The 20,789-nt window shown below is 70.4% G+C and carries 19 protein-coding genes and 1 riboswitch; of the genes, 13 read left to right on the top strand and 6 right to left on the bottom strand.

Annotated elements, in window-relative coordinates; translation table 11 throughout:
- Nucleotides 1-142: 142 nt before the first annotated feature.
- Nucleotides 143-1,351 (top strand): ADP-forming succinate--CoA ligase subunit beta, encoded by a 1,209-nt coding sequence (gene sucC, locus OHS16_RS11690; RefSeq protein ID WP_328540809.1) that lies wholly within the window; start codon nucleotides 143-145, stop codon nucleotides 1,349-1,351.
- 20 nt (nucleotides 1,352-1,371) lie between these two features.
- Nucleotides 1,372-2,259: a succinate--CoA ligase subunit alpha gene (gene sucD / locus OHS16_RS11685; protein WP_328537130.1), complete on the top strand. Its 888-nt coding sequence runs from the start codon at nucleotides 1,372-1,374 to the stop codon at nucleotides 2,257-2,259.
- Nucleotides 2,260-2,408: 149 nt separating this feature from the next.
- Here sucD and OHS16_RS11680 read toward each other — a convergent pair whose 3' ends face one another.
- Complete coding sequence (locus OHS16_RS11680; RefSeq protein ID WP_328537129.1) at nucleotides 2,409-3,851, bottom strand: transcriptional regulator; 1,443 nt, start codon at nucleotides 3,849-3,851, stop codon at nucleotides 2,409-2,411.
- Between the two features lie 125 nt (nucleotides 3,852-3,976).
- Here OHS16_RS11680 and OHS16_RS11675 point away from each other — a divergent pair, with 125 nt between their 5' ends.
- Nucleotides 3,977-5,938 carry a cell division protein PerM gene (locus OHS16_RS11675; RefSeq protein ID WP_328537128.1) on the top strand — a complete coding sequence of 654 codons (1,962 nt, stop codon included), beginning with the start codon at nucleotides 3,977-3,979 and terminating at the stop codon, nucleotides 5,936-5,938.
- 13 nt (nucleotides 5,939-5,951) lie between these two features.
- On the opposite strand, the gene OHS16_RS11670 is transcribed toward OHS16_RS11675, so the two are convergent.
- A complete protein-coding gene (locus tag OHS16_RS11670; RefSeq protein WP_328537127.1) occupies nucleotides 5,952-6,761 on the bottom strand; it encodes a hypothetical protein in 810 nt (269 codons plus the stop codon).
- A 157-nt stretch (nucleotides 6,762-6,918) separates the two neighbouring features.
- Here OHS16_RS11670 and purN point away from each other — a divergent pair, with 157 nt between their 5' ends.
- Both purN and purH read left to right on the top strand, forming a co-directional pair.
- Nucleotides 6,919-7,620 carry a phosphoribosylglycinamide formyltransferase gene (gene purN, locus OHS16_RS11665; protein ID WP_328537126.1) on the top strand — a complete coding sequence of 234 codons (702 nt, stop codon included), beginning with the start codon at nucleotides 6,919-6,921 and terminating at the stop codon, nucleotides 7,618-7,620.
- On the top strand, nucleotides 7,532-9,160 hold the full coding sequence (gene purH / locus OHS16_RS11660) for a bifunctional phosphoribosylaminoimidazolecarboxamide formyltransferase/IMP cyclohydrolase (protein ID WP_328537125.1): 1,629 nt from the start codon (nucleotides 7,532-7,534) through the stop codon (nucleotides 9,158-9,160). Before purN ends, purH begins: the two co-directional genes overlap by 89 nt.
- A gap of 77 nt (nucleotides 9,161-9,237) precedes the next feature.
- On the opposite strand, the gene OHS16_RS11655 is transcribed toward purH, so the two are convergent.
- Complete coding sequence (locus OHS16_RS11655) at nucleotides 9,238-9,855, bottom strand: RDD family protein (RefSeq protein ID WP_328537124.1); 618 nt, start codon at nucleotides 9,853-9,855, stop codon at nucleotides 9,238-9,240.
- Between the two features lie 212 nt (nucleotides 9,856-10,067).
- On the opposite strand from OHS16_RS11655, the gene OHS16_RS11650 reads away from it, so the two are divergent.
- From OHS16_RS11650 to OHS16_RS11635, 4 genes are all read left to right on the top strand, one after another.
- Nucleotides 10,068-10,922: a bifunctional methylenetetrahydrofolate dehydrogenase/methenyltetrahydrofolate cyclohydrolase gene (locus OHS16_RS11650; RefSeq protein ID WP_328537123.1), complete on the top strand. Its 855-nt coding sequence runs from the start codon at nucleotides 10,068-10,070 to the stop codon at nucleotides 10,920-10,922.
- Nucleotides 10,912-11,394 carry a DUF3017 domain-containing protein gene (locus OHS16_RS11645; RefSeq protein ID WP_328537122.1) on the top strand — a complete coding sequence of 161 codons (483 nt, stop codon included), beginning with the start codon at nucleotides 10,912-10,914 and terminating at the stop codon, nucleotides 11,392-11,394. Before OHS16_RS11650 ends, OHS16_RS11645 begins: the two co-directional genes overlap by 11 nt.
- 501 nt (nucleotides 11,395-11,895) lie before the next feature.
- Nucleotides 11,896-12,885, top strand: a complete 990-nt coding sequence (locus OHS16_RS11640; protein ID WP_328537121.1) for a malate dehydrogenase — start codon at nucleotides 11,896-11,898, stop codon at nucleotides 12,883-12,885.
- Nucleotides 12,886-13,020: 135 nt separating this feature from the next.
- Nucleotides 13,021-13,461: a DUF3592 domain-containing protein gene (locus OHS16_RS11635; protein ID WP_328537120.1), complete on the top strand. Its 441-nt coding sequence runs from the start codon at nucleotides 13,021-13,023 to the stop codon at nucleotides 13,459-13,461.
- Here OHS16_RS11635 and OHS16_RS11630 read toward each other — a convergent pair.
- Nucleotides 13,437-14,141, bottom strand: a complete 705-nt coding sequence (locus tag OHS16_RS11630) for an isocitrate lyase/PEP mutase family protein (RefSeq protein ID WP_328537119.1) — start codon at nucleotides 14,139-14,141, stop codon at nucleotides 13,437-13,439. The genes OHS16_RS11635 and OHS16_RS11630 overlap by 25 nt on opposite strands.
- 9 nt (nucleotides 14,142-14,150) lie before the next feature.
- Complete coding sequence (locus tag OHS16_RS11625) at nucleotides 14,151-14,663, bottom strand: carboxymuconolactone decarboxylase family protein (RefSeq protein WP_328537118.1); 513 nt, start codon at nucleotides 14,661-14,663, stop codon at nucleotides 14,151-14,153.
- Nucleotides 14,664-14,710: 47 nt separating this feature from the next.
- Between OHS16_RS11625 and pdxR the strand changes: the two genes are divergently transcribed.
- From pdxR to OHS16_RS11610, 3 genes are all read left to right on the top strand, one after another.
- Nucleotides 14,711-16,099, top strand: coding sequence for a MocR-like pyridoxine biosynthesis transcription factor PdxR (gene pdxR / locus OHS16_RS11620; protein WP_328537117.1), 1,389 nt, complete (start codon nucleotides 14,711-14,713; stop codon nucleotides 16,097-16,099).
- Between the two features lie 178 nt (nucleotides 16,100-16,277).
- Nucleotides 16,278-16,550, top strand: a complete 273-nt coding sequence (locus OHS16_RS11615; RefSeq protein WP_328537116.1) for a hypothetical protein — start codon at nucleotides 16,278-16,280, stop codon at nucleotides 16,548-16,550.
- 19 nt (nucleotides 16,551-16,569) lie between these two features.
- Nucleotides 16,570-17,766: a glutathionylspermidine synthase family protein gene (locus OHS16_RS11610; protein ID WP_328537115.1), complete on the top strand. Its 1,197-nt coding sequence runs from the start codon at nucleotides 16,570-16,572 to the stop codon at nucleotides 17,764-17,766.
- A gap of 52 nt (nucleotides 17,767-17,818) precedes the next feature.
- Here OHS16_RS11610 and rocD read toward each other — a convergent pair whose 3' ends face one another.
- Nucleotides 17,819-19,024, bottom strand: a complete 1,206-nt coding sequence (rocD, locus tag OHS16_RS11605; protein ID WP_328537114.1) for an ornithine--oxo-acid transaminase — start codon at nucleotides 19,022-19,024, stop codon at nucleotides 17,819-17,821.
- Nucleotides 19,025-19,256: 232 nt separating this feature from the next.
- Nucleotides 19,257-19,347: riboswitch (ZMP/ZTP riboswitch) on the top strand.
- Nucleotides 19,348-19,441: 94 nt separating this feature from the next.
- Here rocD and glyA point away from each other — a divergent pair.
- Nucleotides 19,442-20,758 (top strand): serine hydroxymethyltransferase, encoded by a 1,317-nt coding sequence (gene glyA / locus OHS16_RS11600; RefSeq protein ID WP_328537113.1) that lies wholly within the window; start codon nucleotides 19,442-19,444, stop codon nucleotides 20,756-20,758.
- Nucleotides 20,759-20,789: the final 31 nt, after the last annotated feature.

Genomic DNA, 20,789 nt, shown 5'->3' with positions numbered 1-20,789 from the left:
GATTTAGGGACCTAGCTCCCACGGGGATAACCTGCGAGACGGACATGCCGCGTACCCGGACACCGTGTACGCCTCCCTTGTGACAGCGCAGTCACGTTGCCCATCGCGGCACGCCCACGCAGATAACGAACCGCGATCACTACTGCGACGATTTAAAGCAAAGGGACGGACGCGCGTGGACCTGTTCGAGTACCAGGCGAGGGACCTCTTCGCCAAGCACGGTGTACCGGTGCTGGCCGGTGAAGTCATCGACACGCCTGAGGCGGCGCGCGAGGTGACCGAGCGTCTGGGCGGCAAGGCCGTCGTCAAGGCGCAGGTCAAGGTCGGCGGCCGCGGCAAGGCCGGCGGCGTGAAGCTGGCCTCCGACCCCGCCGACGCTGTTGCGAAGGCCGACGCCATTCTGGGCATGGACATCAAGGGCCACACGGTCCAGAAGGTCATGCTCGCCCAGACCGCGGACATCGCGGAGGAGTACTACGTCTCCTTCCTCCTTGACCGCACCAACCGCACGTTCCTCGCCATGGCGTCCGTCGAGGGCGGCGTCGAGATCGAGGTCGTCGCCGAGGAGAACCCCGACGCGCTGGCGAAGATCCCGGTCGACGCCAACGAGGGCTGCACGCCCGAGAAGGCCGCCGAGATCGTCGCTGCCGCGAAGTTCCCGGCCGAGATCGCCGGTCAGGTGGCCGACGTTCTGCAGAAGCTGTGGACCGTCTTCATCAAGGAGGACGCCCTCCTCGTCGAGGTCAACCCGCTGATCAAGTCCGGCGACGGCAAGATCATCGCCCTTGACGGCAAGGTCTCGCTGGACGAGAACGCCGACTTCCGCCAGCCCGAGCACGAGGCTCTCGAGGACAAGGCAGCGGCCAACCCGCTCGAGGCCGCCGCCAAGGCCAAGAACCTCAACTACGTCAAGCTCGACGGTGAGGTCGGCATCATCGGCAACGGCGCGGGGCTCGTGATGAGCACCCTCGACGTCGTCGCCTACGCCGGTGAGAACCACAACAACGTCAAGCCCGCCAACTTCCTCGACATCGGTGGCGGCGCCTCCGCCGAGGTCATGGCGAACGGCCTGGAGATCATCCTCGGCGACCCGGACGTCAAGTCCGTGTTCGTCAACGTCTTCGGTGGCATCACCGCGTGCGACGAGGTCGCCAACGGCATCGTCCAGGCGCTTGAGCTTCTCAAGTCCAAGGGTGAAGCGGTCACCAAGCCGCTCGTCGTGCGCCTCGACGGCAACAACGCGGAGCTGGGTCGCAAGATCCTGTCGGACGCCAACCACCCGCTCGTTCAGCGTGTGGACACCATGGACGGCGCGGCCGACAAGGCCGCCGAGCTCGCGGCTGCGAAGTAAGGGAACAGGTCACCAACACCATGGCTATTTTCCTGACCAAGGAAAGCAAGGTCATCGTCCAGGGGATGACCGGTGCCACCGGCATGAAGCACACCAGGCTCATGCTCGCTGACGGCACCGACATCGTCGGCGGCGTGAACCCGCGCAAGGCCGGCACCTCCGTCGACTTCGACGGCAGCGCCGTGCCCGTCTTCGGTTCCGTGGCGGACGCGATGGCGAAGACCGGAGCCGACGTCTCCGTCGTCTTCGTGCCGCCGGCCTTCGCCAAGGCCGCCGTCATCGAGGCGATCGACGCCGAGATCGGCCTCGTGGTCGTCATCACCGAGGGCATCGCGGTGCACGACTCGGCCGCCTTCTGGGCGTACGCGAGCGCGAAGGGCAACAAGACCCGGATCATCGGTCCGAACTGCCCCGGCCTGATCACCCCCGGTCAGTCCAACGCCGGCATCATCCCGGGTGACATCACCAAGCCCGGCCGCATCGGTCTGGTGTCGAAGTCCGGCACCCTGACCTACCAGATGATGTACGAGCTCCGTGACATCGGCTTCTCCTCGGCCGTCGGCATCGGTGGCGACCCGGTCATCGGTACGACGCACATCGACGCCCTGGCGGCGTTCGAGGCGGACCCCGAGACCGACCTGATCGTGATGATCGGCGAGATCGGTGGCGACGCCGAGGAGCGCGCGGCCGACTACATCGCGAAGAACGTGTCGAAGCCGGTCGTCGGTTACGTCGCGGGCTTCACCGCTCCCGAGGGCAAGACGATGGGCCACGCTGGCGCCATCGTCTCCGGTTCCTCCGGCACGGCGCAGGCGAAGAAGGAAGCGCTCGAGGCTGCGGGCGTCAAGGTCGGCAAGACGCCGACCGAGACGGCCAAGCTGGCCCGGGCGATCCTGGCCGGCGCGTAGTCGTTGTACGTGTGACCCGGGCCCGTACCCCTGCGAGGGGGTACGGGTCCGGTCGCATGTCCGGGGACACCGGGCCGGGCGTCCCGGCCGGACGCGCCGGTCAGCCGGTCAGCCGGTCAGCCGGGCGATCGTGCAGCGATCGCGGCCGGTCAGAGGGGCCGGGGGACCAGCGGTCCCGGACCGTTCGGCTGCGTGCTGCGGAGTTTCTTCCACAGCTTCTTGTCCGCGCGGGTCAGCTGCTGCGGTCCGCCCCGCGGGGGAACACCCCCGACACGCTGGGGCGGGCCGGTGGGGCGCGCGTAGTGCGTCGGCGCGGTGGCCAGAGTGAAGAGCGTCGCCACGGTCAGCAGGACCACGCAGCTGATGGTCAGTCTGGTCCAGAACTGAGCCCGGCGTTCGCTTCCCGTGCGCACCTCGGCCGCTGCGGGCAGTCCTGTCCCGGTGCCGGCCAGGGCGAGCGCGCCCAGTCGCTCCTGGAGCCGCTCGGGTGTCTCCAGTTCCGGTACCCGCTCCGCGACCGCGGCCCTGGCATGCAGAAGCCGGTTCGCGGTCGCCGGCGTACTCGCCTCGGTCTCGGCCGCGGTTTCCGGGAGGTCGAGTCCGAGGCCGTCGTAGAGCAGCAGAGTGCGCCGGTAGCAGGGAGGCAGGGTGAGCAGAGCCTTGCGCAGTGGGGCCTGTTCCGGATCGGTGGGCCGCGGGTCGGCCTGCTTGTTGACGCGGCGCAGCCGGTGCCAGGGCGACATCGCGTACTCGTATGCTGCCGCGCGCACCCAGCCGGCCGGATCCCGGTCCGTGGCGACCTCGGGCCAGCGTTCCCAGGCCAGATGGAAAGCCCGCTCGACGGACTCCTCGGCGAGCCGGCGCCGGCCTGTGAGGAGATGCGTCTGGTGCACCAGGGTGGTCGCGGCCCGCGCATAGAGCAGGTCGAAGGCTTCGGCGGGGGTGGCCTTCCCGGGCTCCGGGGCAGCGGGCTCATCGGCCGAAGCCGGCTCACTGCCGGGATCCGGCAACAGCAGCGGCTGGGTGTCCGGTTCGGGCGCGCTCGGCCCGCTCGCCGTGGCGGGCGGTGCGGACACGAGGGGTTCGGTTCTCATGTCCCTCGCGCCGCTCGTGTCCGTGGCCGCGCCGGCCCCGGCGTCCACCTTCGCGGTCACCGTCGCCCGGCCTGCCGAAGGGGGCTGGGGGTGGCGCACGGCTGTGGTCGCTGTCGGCCGCGGGGCGCGCTTCGATGCGGACCTCGGCCGGGTCCGTGCCGCGGATGCCCGGGACGGCGCCGAGGGGTCGGGCCGTGGTGAGGAGGCCGCGTCCCCGGCCCGCTCCTGCCCGCTGGTCCTCGTGCCCGGCTCGGCGGCCGTACGGCCGGGGCCGCTTCCGGGATCGGAGGCAGCGCCCGGACCGGAGAACTCCGCTGCGATGGCCGACAGCACCCGGGCGTAAGCCTCGCAACGGCGCCCCTGCGGATTCGTGCGGCCGGCTTCCCAGGCCCGTACGGTCGCGGCGGTGACACCGATCAGAGCGCCGAGCTCCTTCTCGGTCAGCGACTTGGCCTCGCGGAGCCGGCGCCGGTCCTTCGGCGACGGCAGGTTCGTCATGAGGTGCCCCCTGCGATGCCCATGGCAATGCGCCAGTCCGAAAAGTACATAAACATATATTGAGTGACACGACCGGCCTTTGCCTGTTACGCCGGTAAAGCGCGTGTCGTTGGCAGCATGGCCGGGTGACTCAGACGACCGAGTACCGCCCGCTGCTGCCACCCCTGCGGAGCCGGACGACCGCGTTGGTCCACTGCGTGTTGCGGGGCGCTGTCGCGGCGGGGCTCGGTCTCGGCTCGCTGGCCGTCCTGGTGATGCTGCTGTGGATCAGTTCCCCCTATCCCGACAGCGGCCCCGGAGGGGCGCTGCATGTCACCGCCGCGCTGTGGCTGCTCGCCCATGGCGTCGAGCTGACCAGGCACAACACGCTGTCCGGCAGCCCGGCTCCGCTCGGTGTGTCACCGATGATGCTGATGGTGCTGCCGATGTGGCTGCTCTACCGGGCCGCGCGCGACGCGCTGGATCCCGAGGAACGGCGCCCCATCGCGACCATGCGGGGTGCCTTCTTCTCGGTGTTCTGCGGCTACCTCCTGGTCACCGCGGCTGTGCTGATGTATGCGGAACGGGGGCCCATGCCCGCCGAGCCGCTGAGCGTCCTGATCCATCTGCCGCTCGCTGTCGGAGCAGCGGCCGGGATCGGGGTCTGGAGGGGCTGCGGATGCCCTCGGGGGCCGCTTCCCCGCTGGGTCCGCGCCGGGGTGTCCAGCGGCGTGCGGACTTCCCTCCGGCGTCCCTGGGCGGTCGCCGCCCTGCGGTCGGGGGCCGCCGGCACGTCTGTGCTCGTGGGCGGTGGCGCGCTGCTGGTCGGCGGTTCGCTGGTGTGGCACGCAGCGGCGGCCCGGACATCGTTGATGCAGCTCACCGGGGTGTGGCCGGGCCGGTTCGCGGTGCTGCTGCTGGCTGTCGCGCTGGTGCCCAACGCGGCGGTCTGGGCCGCGTCGTACGCCCTTGGCCCCGGCTTCGCGCTCGGCACCGGGGCGACGGTGACGCCGCTCGCGATGGCGGGGAACCCCGCACTGCCGTACTTTCCGCTGCTGGCCGCGCTGCCGTCGGAGGGGCGCGGCACCCCGCTCACCTGGTCGGTCGCGGCCGTGCCGGTGGTTGCGGGAGCCGTGACGGGTTGCTTCGCGACCCGGGTTCGCCACGACACCGGAGGCCCCCATGCGCTCCGCTCCACCGTGCAGACGGCCGCGGTGGGGGCCGTGTGGTGCGCCGTGATGACGGCGGCACTGGCGGCCCTGGCCGGCGGCCCACTGGGCACCGGCACGCTGGCTTCCTTCGGCCCGGTGGCCTGGCGCACGGGTGTGGCGGCCCTGCTGTGGATGCTGGTCACCGCGCTGCCGGTCGCACTGGCCAGGTACGGCTGGACGGCATGGCGCAGCCGGCCCGTGAAGGTCCGCGTGAAGGACACGGCGAAGGCAGCGGCGAAGGCAGCGGCGAAGGACGCGGCGAAGGATGCGAAGGCAGCGGCGAAGACAGCGAAAGCGCCATCGGCACGAAGACGGCGCTGGACATGGCGGAGCAGCGCGGCACCAGCCGCTCGGGATGCCTCCCCGGCCGCATCGCCGCAGACCGCCGCGGAGACCACGCGGGCCCGGGGTGCGGCGGAGCCACCACCGGAGGGTGCGCCCGCCGACGAGAAGGCCACCGGGCAAGAGCCGGATGCAGCGGCGGGCCGCGACGGAGCGGCGGGGGACGGCGAGACCTGCGACGACGCGGCCGGGGACGACGCGGTCAGGGAGCCTCCTGGGCACGTTCACGACGAGTCTCCCGGGCACGACCCCGACGGGCCTCCCGGCGAACGTCCCGAGGCCGCTTCCGCCACCGCACCGGCCGGAACCGTCGAGTCGCCGGCCGCTGCCGGGCCGGGCCCCGCCACGGACTCTGCGGCCGGAGCCGCCGCATCCGGCGTGCCCGCGGCGGGCGGCGGCACCGGCCCGGCGGACGTGGGAACCGGGGACGCCGACGGCCGGGCGCCGGAGGGCACACCGGCCCCGGACCCGGCGGCCGCGGGACACACCACGGAACGCGCTCCGGAGGAGCGGACGGAAGGGGCCCCGGCGCGGATCCGCCCCGAGGAGGACTGAGCGGCGGGAAGGGCTACTTCTTGGTGCCGAGGACCGGTACCAGAGAGTCCGGAAGCAGCTTGTTGCAGTCGAGCTGACCCTGCTTGGTGAGCGAGTCGTCGACGCAGCTGTAGTAGTCCCGGTACACCAGCTGTGACGCGAAGGTCAGGGCCACGATCAGCAGCGCGAGTCCCGCCGCCACCAGACCGCTCACGGCCGCCGTCGTACGGGGCCTCGCCGAACCGGAGTGCGGCCCCGGGGCCGGCGGTGCGCTCGGCGGGGCAGGCGGCCCGGCAGCCGGGGCGGCCGGAGGATTCACGGCCGGGTGGTCGCCGGTCCGCTGCTGCGGCTTCGCCCGCAGCGAGCTGATGCCCCAGTACAGAGCGAGCGCGCCGAGGAGCAGCGCGACCTGCGGCAGATTGAAGAGAGCGAAGAAGAACGCCCACATCCCCGCGAGCAGGGCATAGCGCGCCCTGCGCTGGACCGGGTCCTTCGGGTCCCAGCGCATGCCGGGTCCCGGGCCGCCCTTGCCGCCGCCGGGCTCGTTCGGGCCGTCGCCCTGCCGCTGGGGGTTGCTGCCGAACCCACCGTCCTGGCGCCCGGGCTGCACAGGGCTCCACTGGCTGCCGCGGCCGGGGGGCGAGGATGGATCGGATGACGAGGAGTCGTCGTCGCCGTTCGCCGGGCGCCGCGGCTGCCACGGCTGATCGGGCCTGTTCTCCGGCGGCGGCGCGAACGGGTTGTCGTCGGGCTCCGTCGAAGAGGGCCGGCGTTCCCGCAGCAGCAGGGAGCTCTGCCCCTGCTGTGGTGTGCGGAGAGTCGCGCGGTGGCGTCGGTCCTGCATCTGGTGAACGTCTTCCCCTCGTTCGGTTCCCGTCCGGAAGACGGATCCTGTCCCCAGACGCTACCTCCCGGCCGTGGCCCCGTCCCGTGGGGGCCGTTCGGTGTGCCGGTATCGTTGCCGACGGTCGGCGCATTCGTAGACTTCCCCGTATCGGGGGATGCGATTCATTCGTACGACCGCACAAGTCGTATCCAGAAAGGGCCCCGCCGTGGCCTCCCCGTCCTCTCCCGCCCGCCTGGTCGTACTGGTCTCCGGTTCCGGAACCAATCTGCAGGCCCTGCTCGATGCCATCGGTGACGATCCGGCCGCCTACGGCGCCGAAGTCGTCGCGGTCGGAGCCGACCGCGACAACATCGCCGGTCTCGAGCGTGCCCACAGCGCCGGGCTTCCGACCTTCGTCTGCAAGGTGAAGGAGTACACGGACCGTGACGCCTGGGACACGGCGCTGACCGAGGCCACTGCCGCCTACCGGCCGGACCTGGTCGTCTCGGCCGGTTTCATGAAGATCGTGGGGAAGGAATTCCTCGCCGCGTTCGGTGGCCGCTGCGTCAACACCCACCCGGCCCTGCTGCCCGCTTTCCCCGGAGCCCACGGCGTACGCGACGCGCTCGCGTACGGCGCGCGGGTCACCGGCTGCACCGTCCACTTCGTCGACGACGGCGTCGACACCGGACCGATCATCGCGCAGGGCGTGGTCGAGATCCGTGAGCAGGACGACGAAAACGCTCTTCACGAGCGCATCAAGGAAGTCGAGCGAAAGCTGCTCGTCGATGTCGTGGGGCGTCTGTCCCGTGACGGCTACCGCATTGAGGGACGAAAGGTTCAGGTCGGTGCACACCGAGAATACGGACACCGTTAAGCCCATCCGCCGCGCGCTCGTCAGCGTCTACGACAAGTCCGGTCTGGAGGAGCTGGCCCTCGGACTGCACGAGGCGGGCGTCACGCTCGTCTCCACCGGATCCACCGCCGCCAAGATCGCGGCGGCCGGGGTGCCGGTCACCAAGGTCGAGGAGCTCACCGGCTTCCCCGAGTGCCTGGACGGCCGGGTCAAGACGCTGCACCCGCGGGTGCACGCCGGGATCCTCGCCGATCTGCGGCTGGAGGACCACCGTCGGCAGCTCGACGAGCTCGGCGTGGAGCCGTTCGACCTGGTCGTGGTGAACCTGTACCCGTTCACTCAGACCGTCGCATCCGGCGCCACCGACGACGAGTGCGTCGAGCAGATCGACATCGGCGGCCCCTCGATGGTCAGGGCCGCCGCGAAGAACCACCCGTCCGTCGCGGTCGTCACCCACCCGCAGCGGTACGCGGACGTCCTGGAGGCCGTACGGAACGGCGGATTCGACCTGACCGCCCGTAAGCGGCTGGCCGCTGAGGCATTCCGGCACACCGCCGCCTACGACGTGGCGGTGGCCAGCTGGTTCGCGGTCGAGTACGCGGCATCCGACGACAGCGGCTTCCCCGAGTTCCTGGGCGCCACCTATGAGCGCGGGAACGTGCTGCGCTACGGCGAGAACCCGCACCAGGGCGCGGCCCTGTACCTGTCCGGCACCGGCGGTCTCGCGCAGGCCGAGCAGCTGCACGGCAAGGAGATGTCCTACAACAACTACACGGACACCGACGCCGCCCGCCGGGCCGCGTACGACCACGCGGAGCCCTGCGTGGCGATCATCAAGCACGCCAACCCGTGCGGCATCGCGATCGGCGAGGACCTGGCCGAGACGCACCGCAGGGCGCACGCCTGCGACCCGGTCTCCGCCTACGGCGGCGTGATCGCCGTCAACCGCCCGGTCACCGTCGCACTCGCCGAGCAGATCGCGGAGATCTTCACCGAGGTCCTGGTCGCTCCGGACTACGAGGACGGTGCGCTCGAGGCGCTGGCCCGCAAGAAGAACCTGCGGGTGCTGCGCTGCCCCGGTGCCCCTTCGGCGGCGTACGAGGTCAAGCAGATCGACGGCGGTGCCCTGCTCCAGGCCACCGACCAGCTCCAGGCCGGGGGCGACGACCCGGCGAGCTGGACCCTGGCATCGGGCGACGCGCTGGCCGCCGGCGAACTCGCGGAGCTGGCCTTCGCGTGGAAGGCGTGCCGCGCTGTGAAGTCCAACGCGATCCTGCTGGCCAAGGACGGCGCGTCCGTCGGCGTCGGGATGGGCCAGGTCAACCGCGTCGACTCGGCGAAGCTCGCGGTGGAGCGTGCGGGCGAGGAGCGGGCGCGGGGCGCGTACGCCGCGTCCGACGCCTTCTTCCCGTTCCCCGACGGCTTCGAGATCCTGGCGAACGCCGGGGTCAAGGCCGTGGTGCAGCCGGGCGGTTCGATCCGTGACGAGCAGGTCGTGGAGGCCGCGGGCAAGGCAGGCGTGACGATGTACTTCACCGGCACCCGCCACTTCTTCCACTGAGCGTCCCGTACGACCGAGGGCCGTAACTCCGCGCGAACAGCGCGGAGTTACGGCCCTCGGGTGCAACCGGGCGCGGGTCAGCCGACCTTGACGACCACGGTGGAGCAGATCTTGTCCGCGAACGTCTGCTTCTTGGCGTCCCAGGCCGGCCACAGCCAGCCCAGGTAGCAGGCGATGCTGTCCACGAAGTGGGCGAGGTAGCGGACGAACGCCATGCCGAAGCCCAGGGTCTGGCCGTCGGCCTCGCGCAGCAGGCTGATACCGAGGGCCTTCTTGCCGATGAACTGGCCGGTGGTGCCCTCCTTGTAGAGCTTGAAGAGCCCCAGCCCGATGCCGAAGAGGATGCCGACTATGGCGATGGCAGAACCGGCGCCGCCGCCCACGGAGCCGCCGATGCCGACGATGATGCTGTAGGGGACGCCAATGATCAGACCGTCGAGGAGCAGGGCGCCGAACCTCCTCCACCAGCCGGCGAACTCCGGCATGCCGCCGTAGCCGGGCTGCTGCGGGTAGCCGCCGCCGTAGGGCTGGACCGGCGGTGCCTGCGGGTAGCCGTAGCCGGGCTGCGGCGGCATGCCCTGCTGCGGCGGGACGCCCTGTGGCGCCTGCTGCGGGTAGCCGTAGCCGGGCTGCGGCGGCTGCTGGGGCTGACCCTGCGGCTGGCCGTAGGGGTTGTTCGGGTCGCCGAAGCTCATGGCGGTATTTCCTCCGTAGATCGTGCGGGACGACGCGGTACGAGCGGAGGATTGGTGCGAAATGCTGATGTTGCGGTCCTGCCCCCCTGCACTGCCCGCGGCACTGCGGGATCATCGTTCTAAACCGCGCATAAGTTTGTCCAGTCGCCTTCCGTATGCGTTGTGCAAGTGCAACTTGGGCGATCAGGGCACGCCCTGGAAGAATGGGGTGCATGACAGCCCAGATTCTCGATGGCAAGGCCACCGCGGCCGCGATCAAGTCCGATCTGACCGCCCGCGTGGCGGCCCTCAAGGAGAAGGGGATCATCCCCGGTCTCGGCACCCTGCTGGTCGGTGACGACCCGGGCAGCCGGTGGTACGTCAACGGCAAGCACCGCGACTGTGCCGAGGTCGGCATGGGATCCATCCAGCGCGAACTCCCCGGCACTGCCACCCAGGAGGAGATCGAGGCGGTCGTCAGGGAGCTCAACGACGACCCGGAGTGCACCGGATACATCGTCCAGCTGCCGCTGCCCAAGGGCATCGACACCAACCGTGTCCTGGAACTCATGGACCCGGCCAAGGACGCCGACGGCCTGCACCCGACCAGCCTCGGCAAGCTGGTGCTCAACGAGACGGCCCCGCTGCCCTGCACCCCGCAGGGCATCATCCAGCTGCTCCGCCACCACGGTGTGGAGATCAACGGGGCGCATGTCGTGGTCGTGGGCCGCGGCATCACCGTCGGCCGTTCGATCCCGCTGCTGCTGACGCGCAAGTCCGAGAACGCGACGGTCACCCAATGCCACACCGGAACCCGTGACCTGTCCGCGCAGCTCAAGCAGGCGGACATCGTCGTGGCGGCCGCCGGTGTGCCGCACATCATCAAGCCGGAGGACGTCAAGCCGGGGGCGGCTGTTCTGGATGTCGGCGTCAGCAGGGACGAGAACGGCAAGATCGTCGGCGACGTGCACCCCGGAGTCGCCGACGTGGCGGCGTGGATCTCCCCGAACCCCGGCGGAGTGGGCCCGATGACCCGCGCTCAGCTGCTGGTGAACGTGGTGGAGGCGGCTGAGCGCAGTGCCGGCTGACCCCGCCGGGACCGGTCCCGGCGAGTCCGGCGAACCCGGGGCGAAGGGTGTCGTCAGCGCGCCGGGCCCCGAGGGCGAGCCGGTACGCACCAGCCGTCGTTTCCCCAGGGTCACCCGCGACACCGCCCGCCCCGAGGGCGGTGGCCGCGCCGCCGCGGGGGACGCCCCGGCGCCCGCCCGGCAGTGGCCCCTGCTGACGGTGCTGGTCCTGACCGGTGTGGGACTGCTGCTGGTCGCCCTGGACGTCACCCGGGTGGGCCTGCTGGTCATCGGCGCGGCCCTGATGGCAGGCGCGGTGATGCGCTGGTGGGTGCGCTCGGTGGGGATGCTGGCGGTGCGCTCCCGCTTCACCGACATGCTGACCTACGGGGTGCTCGGCGTGGTGATCACCCTGCTCGCGCTGATGGTGCAGCCGAACCCCTGGCTCGAGATCCCGTTCCTGGAGGATCTGGTGCACTTCACCGTGCGGTGACGTCCCGGCGGCCCCCCCGCCGGGCCAGATCGGTTACGTGCGCGGGGACTTGGCGGCCGCGGTGCGGCAAGCATCCGGAAATCACCTGTCGGGCAGACGTGTTGACCCGCCGCGCGTCCCGGACGGCGGGTGCCGGCACCACCCTGCCCGGACGGCGTGGATCGGCGCTCCGAAAAAATAATTGAAAGTCGGGGGAGTGCTCGGCGCATGACGGGGCAGGCGCTCTGCATCCCCCCACGGGTGCTTGCACCCGACGGTGGCCGTCAGCGCCTCACCCCCCCATTGGCGCGGCGGCCACCGTCGTATGCGGGGCGCGCACCGAGTCGCCGGAGCCGCTTGTGTGCGGCGTGCCACACGGGGGCGGGAGCCGGTCGTGCACGGGGTCCGATAGCCTGACGTCGGAAGTCTCTTCACATCAAGATTCAGTTCCGGATGTGAGGTACCGGGATTTCCGCACCAGGGGCAGGGACCCCCACCGCCAGCTGTCTTACGGAGAACGCCATGACCCGCACTCCTGTGAATGTCACCGTCACCGGCGCGGCCGGCCAGATCGGCTACGCGCTGCTCTTCCGCATCGCCTCGGGCCACCTGCTCGGCTCGGACGTGCCGGTCAAACTGCGTCTCCTGGAGATCCCGCAGGGCCTGAAGGCCGCTGAGGGCACCGCGATGGAGCTCGACGACTGCGCCTTCCCGCTGCTGCGGGGCATCGAGATCACCGACGACCCAAACGTCGCCTTCTCCGGCGCCAATGTGGCGCTCCTGGTCGGTGCCCGCCCGCGTACCAAGGGCATGGAGCGCGGTGACCTGCTCGCCGCCAACGGCGGCATCTTCGGCCCGCAGGGCAAGGCCATCAACGACAACGCCGCGGACGACATCAAGGTCCTCGTCGTCGGCAACCCGGCCAACACCAACGCGCTCATCGCGCAGGCATCGGCCCCGGACGTACCGGCCGATCGCTTCACGGCGATGACCCGCCTGGACCACAACCGCGCGATCTCGCAGCTCTCGCAGAAGACCGGCGTCGCGGTCTCCGAGATCCGCCGCCTCACCATCTGGGGCAACCACTCCGCCACGCAGTACCCGGACATCTTCCACGCCGAGGTCGCGGGCAAGAACGCCGCCGAGACCGTCAACGACGAGAAGTGGCTGGCCGACACCTTCATCCCGACCGTCGCCAAGCGCGGTGCGGCGATCATCGAGGCGCGCGGCGCGTCGTCGGCCGCCTCGGCAGCCAACGCGGCCATCGACCACGTGCACACCTGGGTCAACGGCACCGCGGACGGCGACTGGACCTCGATGGGTATCCCGTCGGACGGCTCCTACGGTGTCCCCGAGGGCCTCATCTCCTCCTTCCCGGTCACCACGAAGGACGGCGCGTACGAGATCGTCCAGGGCCTGGAGATCAACGACTTCTCGCGTGCCCGCATCGACGCCTCGGTGCAGGAGCTCAGCGAGGAGCGCGACGCGGTGCGTGAGCTCGGCCTGATCTGAGCCTGCGGTAGCGGCGCACCGACACGACACCGGCCCCCGGCAACCGTCAGGTTGCCGGGGGCATCTGTGCAGGCAGACATGCTGAGCGGCATGGCCACGCAGGGTTCCTGCACCGCATCGCTACGGGGGTAGCCCATGTTCTATGCCGTACCCGCATTCATCGCCATGGTCGCGTTGCTCATCGCCTGCCGCACCGTGATCGCCACACTGCGCCTGCGCGCGGCCTGGCGCAGTGGGCTCACCGCCGAGGCCCGGTGCCTGCGGACGTACACCACGACCAGCCGCGACTCCGACTCGGGCCACCGCACGACGACTCTGCACCACGTGTACGAATTCACCCCGGCGGGCGGGCAGCCCGTCCGGTTCGAGGAGTCCGGCGGCCCCGGTACCCGGCTGGAAGGCGACTTCGTCACCGTCCACTACCCCGCTGACCGGCCGGAACGCGCCACCGCGCTTCCGCCGTCCACAGCGGCCCGCAGCATGCTCGGCGCGCTGTTCGTCATCGTCTTCTGCGCGGTGATGGTGGTGTTCTGCGTGGTGTTCGTGACGACCTACATCAAGGTGTTCGCGTCCTGACGCAGCCGCTCCATCGCCTGTCTCTGCAGGCCCGGGCCGAACGTGACGCGGGTGGCGCCGAGTTCGCCGAGTGTGCGCGGCGAAGGGCCGGACGGCTTCACGATCGCGTTGAGCGGTGCTCCGATCGCGGCCGCAAGTCCGGGGAGCTGCTCCGGCGGGGCCGCGATCGGGTACACGCAGTCGGCCCCCGCGGCGAGATACCGGCGGGCCCGGCCGACGGCCTGCGCCGGATCGCGGACACCGCGGATGTACGTGTCCACCCGGGCGTTGATGAAGAGCCCGCCGCCGGCCGCCACGCGGACCTCCGCAAGCCATGCCGCGTGCCGCTCGGGGTCCTTGAGGGCGCCCGCCGACGAGTCCTCCAGATTGCACCCGACGGCCCCGGTGTCCAGCAACCGGGCCACCAGCTCCTTCGGCGGAAGACCGTAACCGTCCTCGATGTCCGCGGACACGGGGACGTCCACGGCCCGGACGATACGGGCGACCGCGGCGAACATCTCGTCCGGCGGGGTGGAACCGTCCTCGTAGCCCAGGGACGCCGCCACCCCGGCGCTCGGCGTGGCCAGGGCAGGGAAGCCGGCATCGGCGAACACCCGGGCGCTCGCGGCGTCCCAGGGGCCGGGGAGGACCAGCGGGTCGCCGGCGGCGCGGCCGAGGTGCAGACGGCGGAAGTCGGTCATCGCGGTCGCTCAGCTCCGGTGGGCGAAGGCGCCCGGCGTGTAGTGGCCCGGGGCCATCCGGGTGGAGACGGCGAAGCGGTTCCACGCATTGATCACGGTGATCGCGGCGATCAGATGGGCGAGCTCGGTCTCATCGAAGTGCTGGGCCGCCTGCGCGTACACCTCGTCGGGAACGAATCCGTCGGTGATCACCGTGATCGCCTCGGCCAGCGCGATCGCCGCAAGCTCCTTCTCGGTGTAGAAGTGCCTGGACTCCTCCCAGCCGCTGAGCTGCACGATCCGCTCGAACGACTCGCCCGCCGCGAGCGCGTCCTTGGTGTGCATGTCCAGGCAGAACGCACAGTGGTTGAGCTGCGACGCGCGGATCTTCACCAGCTCGAGGGTGGTCGGATCCACGCCCTGGCGGGCCGCGGCGTCCAGCTTCACCATGGCCTTGTAGACCTCGGGGGCCAGCGTGGCCATCTGGAGCCGGGGAGCGTGCTCGGGGGCGTAGTTCGTGTCCTGCTTGGTCTCTGTCGTCATGGCTACGACCCTACGGCCGGTGTGGCGCAGGCGTATGGTCCATTTACATGACGGATTCATGGGCCAATTTCGGCGTAGACCTGCACCTCGATCTGACCGGGCCCGGGCTCCGGGTGGGTCTCACCGACGCGCTTCGCAAGGCGGTGCGCACCGGACGGCTGTCTCCCGGCACCAGGCTGCCGTCCTCCAGGACCCTCGCGGCCGATCTGGGAATGGCCCGCAACACGGTCGCCGACGCGTACGCCGAACTGGTGGCCGAGGGGTGGCTGACCGCGCGGCAGGGTTCGGGCACCCAGGTGGCCCGGAGGGCCGCCCCGCGTGCCGCGAAGAGAGCCGTCACCCCCCGGCGGCCGGTGCGCCTCGGACCCGTCCACAACCTCAATCCGGGAACGCCCGACCTGGCGTCCTTCCCGCGTACGGAGTGGCTCAAGGCGGCCAGAAAGGCGCTGAGCGCCGCACCCCACGAGGCGTTCGGCTACGGCGACCCCCGCGGCAGGATCGAACTGCGGACCGTACTCGCCGAGTACCTGGCCCGGGCCCGGGGCGTGTACGCCGACCCGGACCGGATCGTCGTCTGTTCGGGCTTCGTGCACGGGCTGATGCTGATGGGGAAGGTGCTGCGGTCGAGGCGGGTGCGGGAGGTGGCGGTCGAGTCCTACGGCCTCGATGTGCACTGGGACCTGCTCACCGACGCGGGGCTGCACACCCCCGCACTGCCCTTCGACGAACTGGGCTCGCAGACCGGGGCGCTGGGGCGGGAGGGTGCGGTGCTGATGACACCCGCGCACCAGTTCCCGATCGGTGTACCGCTCAGCCCCGACCGGCGGGCTGCCGCCGTCGACTGGGCGCGCGGTTCGGGAGGGCTGATCCTGGAGGACGACTACGACGGGGAGTTCCGCTACGACCGCCAGCCGGTGGGTGCCCTCCAGGGCCTCGACCCCGAACGGGTCGTGTACTTCGGCACGGCGAGCAAATCCCTGGCCCCCGGCCTGCGGCTGGCCTGGATGGTGGTCCCGCAGGATGCGGTGGGCGAGGTGCTGGACGCGAAGGGGCCGCATGACCTGTCGAGTTCGCCGGACCAGCTGACGCTCGCCGAGTTCATCGCTTCCGGCGCGTACGACCGTCATATCCGCGCGAACAGGCTGCGCTACCGCCGCAGACGCGACCAGCTGGTGGCCGCGCTCGCCGAACGGGCCCCCGACGTCCGGGTGCACGGGATCGCAGCGGGACTGCATGCCGTCCTGGAACTTCCGCCGGGTACCGAGCAGTCTGTGGTGCAGGCGGCCGCATGGCAGGGGCTGGCTCTGGAGGGAGTGTCGCGCTACCGGCACGTGGACGCCCCCGCGGGTCGCGACGCACTGGTCGTCGGTTACGGCACCCCGCCGGACAGTGCCTACGCGGCGGCACTGGACGCCCTGTGCAGGGTGCTGCCGTGACCGGTGGCGGGCCGGTGCGCCCGCACGGCGGCGATGATGCGCGCAGGCAGTGCAGGGGTGATTGAGGAGATCATGTGCACCCGGTTACCCGTGGCTGGTGGCGACATCTAGTCTGTACGCCGACAGTTCCAAGACATGTGCATGTCTGAGACATGTGTACGACGGGGGAGGACAGCGCATGCGCAAAATGAGGTCGGGCGCCGTGGTGCTCGGCGGTATGGGGATGCTGGCGGCAACGCTCACGGCCTGCGGTTCCGACGTGGACAAGCGCTGCGTGGACCCGGACACCTACAAGCAGCTGCCGAAGTACGAGTGCAGCGACAGCAGCGGCCACGGCACCTACTACTACGGCGGCACGTCGAGGCACGGCAAGATCTCCGGCGGCAGCTTCAACAAGTCCTCGGTGCACCGCGGCGGCTTCGGCGGCGGCTTCCACTCCAGCGGCGGCTGAGCAGGGCGTACCCGACACCATGAAGCGCCACACCACAGAACCCCGCCCCGGCTGGCAGCGGACAGTCGAGGAGCAGGGGCTGATATACCCGCTGACCCGCTATCCCGACGGCTCGCTCCGCCCGTACTGGGACGAGAGCGCGTACTACTCGTTCTCGCTTCCCGAGATCGAGGCGCTCGAGGAGGTCGTCGAGGAACTGCATGCCATGTGCCTCGCGGCGGCCGCTCATATCGTCGAGAACAACCGCTTCGCTGAGCTGGGGATCACCGATCCGCGGCTGGCCGGGCTGGTTGGCGAGTCGTGGCGCAGACGCGCCGAACTGCCGTCCGTGTACGCGCGGTTCGACCTCAGGTACGACGGTGACGGCCCCGCGAAGATGCTCGAGTACAACGCCGACACCCCCACCTCACTGGTGGAGGCGGCGAGCCCTCAGTGGTTCTGGATGGAGGACCGCTTCCCCGGTGCGGACCAGTGGAATTCGCTGCACGAGCGCCTGATCGCGGCCTGGAAGCGACAGGCTCCGCTGCTGCCACCGGGGCCGCTGCACTTCGCGCACTCCCACGCCGACGAGCTCGGCGAGGATCTGATGACGGTCGCCTATCTGCGGGAGACCGCCCAGCAGGCCGGAATCGACACCGAGGCACTGACGGTGGAACAGATCGGCTGGGACCCGCTGTCCGGGCGGTTCGTAGACGAACGGATGCGTTTCATCCGCAGCTGCTTCAAGCTCTACCCGTGGGAGTGGCTGACGACCGACAGCTTCGGGCCCCATGTCCTCGACACCCTCGACAACGGTGGCTCCACCGGCTCCACCTGCTGGATCGAGCCGGCCTGGAAGATGCTGCTCTCCAACAAGGCGCTGCTCGCCGTGCTGTGGGAGCTCTACCCGGGACATCCCAACCTGCTGGCCGCCTATCTGGACGGCCCGCGCGAACTCGCCGAGTCGAAGGGGTACGTCTCCAAGCCGCTGCTCGGCAGGGAGGGCGCCGGTGTGCTGCTCCACGAAGCGTGCTCCGGTGCGGCCGGCAGCACTGCGGCGCGGACCGACGAGCTCTGCTGCTACCAGGAGCTGGCCCCGCTGCCCGACTTCGACGGCAACCGTGTGGTGCTCGGTGCGTGGGTGGTCGAGGACGAGGCCGCGGGGCTCGGCATCAGGGAGTCGGCGGGGCCGGTCACGGACGAGTACGCCCGCTTCCTGCCCCACGTCATCCTGTAGCCCGGCGGGCGGGTCCGGCCCGGGCCTGTCCCCGAACCGGAACCGCCCGGTGTCAGGCGCCCAGCACGGTCCTCAGCTGATCGAGGCCCCAGTCCAGGTCCTCCTTGGTGATCACCAGCGGCGGGGCGAGCCGGATGGTGGAGCCGTGGGTGTCCTTGACCAGCACACCGCGGTCCATGAGCTTCTCGGAGATCTCCCGGCCGGTGCCGTGCGACGGCACGATGTCCACCCCGGCCCACAGCCCGCGTCCGCGGACGGCCTCCACCGCGCCACCGCCCACCAGCAGACCCAGCTCATGGTGGAGGTGGTCACCGAGCTCGGCCGCCCGCTGCTGGAACTCACCGGTGCGCAGCATCGCGATGACCTCCAACGCGACAGCGCAGGCAAGCGGGTTGCCGCCGAAGGTCGAGCCGTGCTCACCCGGCTTGAAGACGCCCAGTACGTCGGCCGACGACACCACGGCCGACACCGGTACCACCCCGCCGCCGAGCGCCTTGCCCAGGACGTACATGTCCGGCACGACATCCTCGTGCTCGCAGGCGAACGTCCTGCCGGTCCTGCCGAGACCGGACTGGATCTCGTCGGCGATCATCAGGACGTTCCTGTCCGTGGTGAGTTGCCGTACGCCCGGGAGATAGCCCGCAGGCGGCACCAGCACACCGGCCTCGCCCTGGATGGGTTCGATGAGCACGGCGACGGTGTTCTCGTCGACCGCCGCCTCCAGCGCGGCCAGGTCGCCGTAGGGGACGATCTCGAAGCCCGGCGTGTAGGGGCCGAAGTCCGCGCGTGCCTCGGCATCCGTCGAGAAGCTGACGATGGTGGTGGTCCGGCCGTGGAAGTTGTTCTCCGCCACCACGATCTTCGCCCGGCCGTCCGGAACGCCCTTGACCTGGTAACCCCACTTGCGTGCGGTCTTCACCGCCGTCTCCACCGCTTCCGCCCCGGTGTTCATCGGCAGCACCATCTCCATCCCGCACAGCTCCGCGAGCTGGGTGGAGAACGCGGCGAACCGGTCGTGGTGGAAGGCCCGCGAGGTGAGGGTGACTCGCTCCAGCTGGGCCTTGGCCGCCTCGATCAGACGCCGGTTGCCATGGCCGAAGTTGAGCGCGGAGTAACCGGCGAGCATGTCGAGGAAGCGGCGTCCCTCGACATCGGTCATCCAGGCACCGTCGGCCGATGCGACGACCACGGGGAGTGGATGGTAGTTGTGCGCACTGTGCTCTTCGGCGGAGGCGATCGATGTTTCCGTAACTGACACGGGTTCTCCGTTCCTACGACGTGCGGACCTTGCGGTGTGCGGACCTTGCGACGTGCGGATCGAGCGGCGTGCGGATCGAGCGGTGTGCGGATCGTGCGACTCGTTCGTGCGTGGTGCGGACCGCGTGCCGTGCGAATTCTGCGGCGTACGGGTCAGGGTGCGCCCATTCCTATCGTGGGTCACGTCAAGCACAAACAAACCTTGCCGACCTCAAGCCGGCCGCTAGTGTGGGGGCACGCACGGCGACTGGCGCGCAGGGAAGCGACCCTGGGGAAGCCGTGCGCGGGAGACCACACGTGGTGCCGTCCGCCTGGGCACCGCCGGACCAGGAACCGTGTGGATGCTGCCCGAACCCGCCTCCGGCGGGCCCGAGTCGTCACCCCGGTTCACCGATGTTCGGCCGATCCGGAGACCGCCATGAACACTCACCCCGCCCAGCCCACACCCGCGTACCCCGCCGCCCCGCAGTCCGCCGCTTCGCATCCGGCCCTCGGCGCAACGGACCCCGAGCTGGCCGCACTGGTCGGCGCGGAAGAACTCCTGCAGGCCACCACACTGCGGCTGATCCCCAGCGAGAACTACGTCTCGCAGGCCGTCCTGGAGGCCTCCGGAACCGTCCTGCAGAACAAGTACAGCGAGGGCTATCCGGGCCGCCGCTACTACGAGGGCCAGCAGAACATCGACCAGATCGAGCGGCTCGCCATCTCCCGTGCCAGGTCCCTGTTCGGTGTCGAGCACGCCAACGTCCAGCCCTACTCCGGCTCCCCGGCAAACCTGGCCGTCTATCTCGCCTTCGCCGAACCCGGTGACACGATCATGGGCATGGCCCTCCCGATGGGCGGCCACCTCACCCACGGCTGGGGCGTCTCAGCCACCGGCACATGGTTTCGCGGCGTGCAGTACGGCGTACGTCACGACACCGGGCTGATCGACTTCGACGAGGTACGCGAACTCGCCATCAAGGAACGCCCCAAGGTCATCTTCTGTGGTGGCACCGCCCTTCCCCGCACCATCGATTTCGCGGCTTTCGCCGAGATCGCCCGCGAGACCGGTGCCGTGCTCGCTGCGGATGTCGCCCATATCGCCGGTCTGATCGCAGGCGGCGCCCACCCCTCTCCCGCCCCCTACGCGGACGTGATCTCCACGACCACCCACAAGACCCTGCGCGGCCCGCGGGGCGCGATGCTGATGTGCCGCGAGGAGCACGCCAAGGCCATCGACAAGGCCGTCTTCCCCGGTCTCCAGGGCGGCCCGCACAACCAGACGACGGCTGCCATCGCCGTCGCCCTTCAGGAAGCCGCCCAGCCCGGCTTCCGCGACTACGCACGCGCGGTCGTCACCAACGCCCGTGCCCTCGCCGAGGAGCTGCTGGCGCGCGGCTTCGATCTGGTTTCGGGCGGCACCGACAACCATCTGATCCTTATGGACCTGACCTCACGCAAAGTGCCCGGCAAGGTGGCCGCCAAAGCGCTCGACCGGGCAGGGATCGTCGTGAACCACAACACAGTGCCCTACGACCCGAGGAAGCCCTTCGACCCCTCCGGCATCCGTATCGGCACCCCCTCACTCACCTCGCGCGGTCTCGCTGCACGGCACATGGCGGCGATCGCCGAGTGGATCGACCGGGGCGTCACCGCGGCTCGCACCGGCGACGAGGACGCCCTGGCCGTGGTGCGCTCCGAAGTGGCGGAGTTGATGGCCGCATTCCCGGCACCGGGACTGCCCCTGCCCTAGTACCTCTCAGCAGTTCCTCCCGGCATCCGAG

Origin of the sequence: Streptomyces sp. NBC_00344, assembly GCF_036088315.1 — a bacterium.
GTDB lineage: Bacteria > Actinomycetota > Actinomycetes > Streptomycetales > Streptomycetaceae > Streptomyces.
Note: the sequence above shows the minus strand (reverse complement) of the source record. Positions and strands in the feature narration are given on the sequence as shown.

Coding starts and splice junctions, on each gene's coding strand:
- sucD (WP_328537130.1), top strand. CDS start 1,372: ATGGCTATTTTCCTGACCAAGGAAAGCAAGGTCATCGTCCAGGGGATG.
- OHS16_RS11680 (WP_328537129.1), bottom strand. CDS start 3,851: ATGACGAACCTGCCGTCGCCGAAGGACCGGCGCCGGCTCCGCGAGGCC.
- OHS16_RS11670 (WP_328537127.1), bottom strand. CDS start 6,761: ATGCAGGACCGACGCCACCGCGCGACTCTCCGCACACCACAGCAGGGG.
- purN (WP_328537126.1), top strand. CDS start 6,919: ATGCGATTCATTCGTACGACCGCACAAGTCGTATCCAGAAAGGGCCCC.
- purH (WP_328537125.1), top strand. CDS start 7,532: ATGTCGTGGGGCGTCTGTCCCGTGACGGCTACCGCATTGAGGGACGAA.
- OHS16_RS11655 (WP_328537124.1), bottom strand. CDS start 9,855: ATGAGCTTCGGCGACCCGAACAACCCCTACGGCCAGCCGCAGGGTCAG.
- OHS16_RS11650 (WP_328537123.1), top strand. CDS start 10,068: ATGACAGCCCAGATTCTCGATGGCAAGGCCACCGCGGCCGCGATCAAG.
- OHS16_RS11640 (WP_328537121.1), top strand. CDS start 11,896: ATGACCCGCACTCCTGTGAATGTCACCGTCACCGGCGCGGCCGGCCAG.
- OHS16_RS11635 (WP_328537120.1), top strand. CDS start 13,021: ATGTTCTATGCCGTACCCGCATTCATCGCCATGGTCGCGTTGCTCATC.
- OHS16_RS11630 (WP_328537119.1), bottom strand. CDS start 14,141: ATGACCGACTTCCGCCGTCTGCACCTCGGCCGCGCCGCCGGCGACCCG.
- OHS16_RS11625 (WP_328537118.1), bottom strand. CDS start 14,663: ATGACGACAGAGACCAAGCAGGACACGAACTACGCCCCCGAGCACGCT.
- pdxR (WP_328537117.1), top strand. CDS start 14,711: ATGACGGATTCATGGGCCAATTTCGGCGTAGACCTGCACCTCGATCTG.
- OHS16_RS11615 (WP_328537116.1), top strand. CDS start 16,278: ATGCGCAAAATGAGGTCGGGCGCCGTGGTGCTCGGCGGTATGGGGATG.
- OHS16_RS11610 (WP_328537115.1), top strand. CDS start 16,570: ATGAAGCGCCACACCACAGAACCCCGCCCCGGCTGGCAGCGGACAGTC.
- glyA (WP_328537113.1), top strand. CDS start 19,442: ATGAACACTCACCCCGCCCAGCCCACACCCGCGTACCCCGCCGCCCCG.